General features: G+C 35.9%; 7 protein-coding genes and 1 tRNA gene. 7 read left to right on the forward strand and 1 reads right to left on the reverse strand.

What is annotated here, in order from left to right; translation table 11 throughout:
* Positions 1-295 precede the first annotated feature (295 nt).
* Positions 296-721: a hypothetical protein gene (locus tag COU51_00910; GenBank protein ID PIR67001.1), complete on the forward strand. Its 426-nt coding sequence runs from the start codon at positions 296-298 to the stop codon at positions 719-721.
* An 18-nt stretch (positions 722-739) separates the two neighbouring features.
* Entirely contained in the window at positions 740-952 is a 213-nt protein-coding gene (locus tag COU51_00915) for a hypothetical protein (GenBank protein PIR67002.1), read from the forward strand.
* A 120-nt stretch (positions 953-1,072) separates the two neighbouring features.
* Here COU51_00915 and COU51_00920 read toward each other — a convergent pair.
* Positions 1,073-1,143: transfer RNA gene (locus COU51_00920), tRNA-Gln, on the reverse strand.
* Between the two features lie 139 nt (positions 1,144-1,282).
* Between COU51_00920 and COU51_00925 the strand changes: the two genes are divergently transcribed.
* From COU51_00925 to COU51_00945, 5 genes are all read left to right on the forward strand, one after another.
* Positions 1,283-1,495 (forward strand): hypothetical protein, encoded by a 213-nt coding sequence (locus COU51_00925; GenBank protein PIR67003.1) that lies wholly within the window; start codon positions 1,283-1,285, stop codon positions 1,493-1,495.
* 95 nt (positions 1,496-1,590) lie between these two features.
* The gene (locus COU51_00930; GenBank protein PIR67004.1) at positions 1,591-2,193 is read left to right on the forward strand and encodes a thymidine kinase; all 603 of its coding nucleotides are present in this window, start codon (positions 1,591-1,593) and stop codon (positions 2,191-2,193) included.
* A gap of 67 nt (positions 2,194-2,260) precedes the next feature.
* Entirely contained in the window at positions 2,261-2,440 is a 180-nt protein-coding gene (locus COU51_00935) for a hypothetical protein (protein PIR67005.1), read from the forward strand.
* Positions 2,441-2,726: 286 nt separating this feature from the next.
* Positions 2,727-2,930: a hypothetical protein gene (locus COU51_00940; GenBank protein ID PIR67006.1), complete on the forward strand. Its 204-nt coding sequence runs from the start codon at positions 2,727-2,729 to the stop codon at positions 2,928-2,930.
* An 88-nt stretch (positions 2,931-3,018) separates the two neighbouring features.
* Positions 3,019-3,337: hypothetical protein (locus COU51_00945; protein ID PIR67007.1), on the forward strand; the 319-nt coding region annotated here is incomplete at its 3' end.

Here is a 3,337-nt window from a genome sequence, read left to right on the forward strand (position 1 = left end):
TTATACCATAAAAAAATTAATATACTCCTAGATTTGTATTTTTTAATGGCGTTAATGAAGCAAATTTTGTATAATATTAAAATGAAAAGGATTTTAAAAAGTTTAAAATAAACATAAAAAGAGATGCGCTGATTGTTTTTATTTATGCGATACTCATTCTTGTATTTACGGGAGTTTTTTATTATTACCAAAATAAATTTTCCAAAGAATCGCAAAGATATCGGCGAGAGCTGGATATTGCAAAAATACAAGCGTCCTTTGCGTCTAAAGAAATAAGTGGTCCTAATATGAAAAAATGCCTGTTCTTGTTTATCATGGGGGTGGACAATTTTATATTACCGCATCAAAGCATCTAAAAACTTTTGGAGTTGAGTCGGAGGTTTTTGAAAGACATTCGCAGTATTTGAAAGACCATAGCTATACAATAATTTTTTTTGATCAGATGTATAATACGCTTTTAAAAAATGCCAAATTGTCGGAAAAACCCATTATCATTACTTTTGATGATGGTTGGAAAAATAAATATATGTATGCTTTGCCACTTTTAAAAAAATATGAGTTTACCGCTACTTTTTATATACCGATAAAAAATATTGGTGAACATCATATAATGGATTGGAAAGAAATAAAAGAATTATCAAAATTCGGAATGAGCATTGGCTCACATACCAAATCGCATCCCTTTTTAACGGATAGCACCACAGAAGAGTTGGAAGATTAAATCGTAAAAAGTAAACAAGTGCTAGAAGAGCAGTTAAAAAAACCAATAATAACTTTTGCGTATCCATATGGTTTGTATAACAACAAGGTTGCAAACGCAGTGAAAGAAGCGGGGTATATTTTTGCAAGAAGCGCTGACACGGGAGTAATGCAGAATAAGAATAATATTTTTAATATAAAAGGCGTTTTGATATTTAATTATTCTGATCTAAATAGCGTATTAAATAAATAGAATGGTTATTGTTATAATTTTATATCAAAAAAGCTCAGGTTTTACTGAGACCTTTTGAAATTTCGATGGCAGGACTTGAGTTATAACGGTGAGTTTTCCCCGCCTATTTTTTTTACAAATTTCCGAGGCTTGGATTCGAACCAAGATAGCGGGCTTCAAAGGCCCGAGTCCTACCATTAGACGACCTCGGAAAACTGTAAAAAAATTATAGTGGGGTAACTTCGATCACCCTGGAATATAAAAATAGAATAGCACATTTTTATGGAAATTGCAAGAGTGCTAATTGACAGATGCTCTGCCTGATGTTATGTTTATAAAAAAGGAGAGACAATGATAGCCATAAAAGTATCTTTATTTTTTATTTTATTTGAACTTATTATTGATGTATATTTTTATTTAACTAAAGGTGATATCAAGTTTTTGCGCCGTATAATTGGTATTGCGATGATTACTGTTTTAATCATAATTTTTGTATATAGATATCTGAAAAAAGAAAAAATCAAAAAAGATAAAAATGTCTCGTCCGGCACCTCTAATAGTTGATATCGCCCTGCAAACGCGGGGTTATTTTTTTGATGTTTGCGTATTTTATTTATATCATATAAAATTATATTGGTGAGATAATTAAAGATTTTAAAATGTTTGGTCCAAGAGTTTATAAAAATAGTCCCTTTATGGAGCAGAAGGGTTTTTCCCTGGTCATAACGGGACCCATGGGTTCTGGAAAGACAACAGAGCTTTTTCGTCAGCTGGAGAGAATTGAGATAGCTGGTGGAACGGTGATGCTTGTAAAACCAATACGCGACGACCGCGATACAGGCGTTCGTACTCATGGAGGATTTGAAAGAGAGGCACTCGCGCTAAATTCTCCGGAAGAGATTTTTGATTATTTGGAACCGGAGATAACAACAATCGGAGTGGAAGAGGCGCAATTTTTTGATGATTCAATTTGTGGAGTAGTGCGCGTTTTAGTGGCGCACGGCAAGAGGGTCATATTGAGCGGTTTGGATTTGGATGCAATGGGCAGACCATTTGGTCCAATGCCTTTTCTTTTGACGCAGGCAGAATATGTAATGAAACTCCAAGCGGTATGTATGTCTTGCGGAGCTGATGCCTCCAGAACAAAAAGAAAAATTGAGTCCAAAGAGCAGGTTATGGTTGGTGGTATGGAGCTTTATGAGCCGGTTTGCACCGCTTGCCACGAAAGTTGGCTACGGGGCGAAAGAGAGGGGGAATTGTAGTAGCACTTGCTTTTATTCTTATTTTAAGGTAGAATATATATATAACTTAAAAATTAACCTCATATCTATGGAAGCATATTGCGTAAAATGCAAAGCCAAAAGAGAAATGAAAGATGCAAAGGAAACCACCTTTAAAGCAAAGGGTGGTAAGACCAGAAATGCTATGAAGGGCGTATGTCCAAAATGTGGGACTACAATGTTCCGCATAATGCCTAACAAAAATGTGGGACTACAATGTTCCGCATAATGCCTAACAAATAAGGCATTATCTCCAAAATTTCGCTAATTTAGCGGAAAATAACAAAGACCCCCTTAATTTGGGGGTTTTTGTTATTTTCATTAGAGCATATTTCTATAAGTTCCTCTGTGTTTTCTTCTCTCTTTGGAAAAGGGGGACCCGGGGGATTTAATAAGTTTCAAAATTCGCTCTACCCCTCTTTTTCCAAAGGAGGGGATGTGTTGAGTGGCGCATTATTCTTAAAAATTTATCCACATCTTGCAATAATGGGTGATATGTTTTATATTCTTAACATATGCAAAAAACAGAGCATCTAAAAGTTCCAGACCCGATTTTGGCACAGCCAAAACATAAGAAAATAACATTTGCCCATCAGGCGCTTATTATTTTGTTCCTCGGTTTTTTGGCAGGCTGGGTATGGATGACTTGGGCGATGGTGATAGAAAAACCGCTCGGACTGGGAGACGTTAGCTTTTTTCGATTACTCCTGCCGTTCTAAAATATATAACTCGTCTTTCTGTCATTGCGAGGCGTACTCGCCGTGGCAATTCCGCGGGAGTGAAGTGACCCGCGATACCCTTCTACATATGAATAAACTTAAAAAGATAATCCTACTCATTTTAATATTTGCCAGTGGCTTTGCCCTTGGCAATGTTGTGAAATATTATTTAGACATGTGGCGGGCTGAGATGAGCGTGCAGACATTTTTGAATGCCATTGAAGCACCATATAAGAATGATAAATATGGCGGAACTACGCCGGAAGAAACGTTTGATATGTATATTACTGCTTTGAAAAAAGGCGACTTAGAATTGGCGAGTAAATATTTTGCAATCAATAAACAAAAAGGAAGATTAGAGAGCCTAAAGGAGATAGAAGACCTGGATAGCTATATAAAAGAGTTGG

Source organism: Parcubacteria group bacterium CG10_big_fil_rev_8_21_14_0_10_36_14 (assembly GCA_002772895.1).
Classification (GTDB): Bacteria; Patescibacteriota; Patescibacteriia.

What these genes read in the sequence shown, in the direction of transcription:
- COU51_00910 (PIR67001.1), top strand. Translation starts at nt 296, where the DNA reads ATGCCTGTTCTTGTTTATCATGGGGGTGGACAATTTTATATTACCGCA.
- COU51_00935 (PIR67005.1), top strand. Translation starts at nt 2,261, where the DNA reads ATGGAAGCATATTGCGTAAAATGCAAAGCCAAAAGAGAAATGAAAGAT.
- COU51_00925 (PIR67003.1), top strand. Translation starts at nt 1,283, where the DNA reads ATGATAGCCATAAAAGTATCTTTATTTTTTATTTTATTTGAACTTATT.
- COU51_00940 (PIR67006.1), top strand. Translation starts at nt 2,727, where the DNA reads ATGCAAAAAACAGAGCATCTAAAAGTTCCAGACCCGATTTTGGCACAG.
- COU51_00930 (PIR67004.1), top strand. Translation starts at nt 1,591, where the DNA reads ATGTTTGGTCCAAGAGTTTATAAAAATAGTCCCTTTATGGAGCAGAAG.